We start from the raw sequence: 581 nt of genomic DNA, 5'->3' as shown, positions 1-581 counted from the left end.
ACAGCATCCATCGCGCAGACACCATTGCCGAGATGAAGCAGAAAAAGATTGCTACGGTATAGTCATACTGAGCTTTATCGCTCAGGGACAAATAACACGATTTCAAATAATTAAGCTCAAAAATTAGAAGATTAAAGGAATAACATGACAGACAAATCATACAAAATCGCCGTACTTCCTGGTGACGGCATCGGCCCAGAAGTGATGGCTCAAGCGCTTAAAGTTCTGGATGCTATCGAGCAAAAACATGGCATCTCATTTGAGCGCGAAGAACATGATGTTGGTGGTATTGCTATCGATAATCATGGTTGCCCACTTCCAGAAAGTACGGTAACAGCGTGTGAAGAGTCTGACGCGGTTCTATTTGGTTCGGTTGGTGGCCCTAAGTGGGAACATTTGCCACCAAACGACCAGCCAGAGCGCGGTGCATTGCTGCCACTACGTAAGCACTTCCAACTGTTTTGTAACCTACGCCCAGCGCAAATCCACGCAGGCCTGGAAGCTTTCTCACCACTTCGTGCTGACATCTCAGGCCGTGGTTTTGACATCGTGGTGGTCCGTGAACTGACTGGTGGTATCTA

1 protein-coding gene is annotated in these 581 nt (G+C 47.5%); it reads left to right on the top strand.

Annotated features, from left to right (window positions below; translation table 11 throughout):
* Positions 1-144: 144 nt before the first annotated feature.
* Positions 145-581: isocitrate/isopropylmalate family dehydrogenase (locus R7Z49_RS26520; RefSeq protein WP_318112639.1), on the top strand; the 437-nt coding region annotated here is incomplete at its 3' end.

Source organism: Vibrio sp. 1562, assembly GCF_033340155.1.
Lineage (GTDB): Bacteria > Pseudomonadota > Gammaproteobacteria > Enterobacterales > Vibrionaceae > Vibrio > Vibrio alginolyticus.
This window is presented reverse-complemented; position numbering and strand designations above follow the sequence as displayed.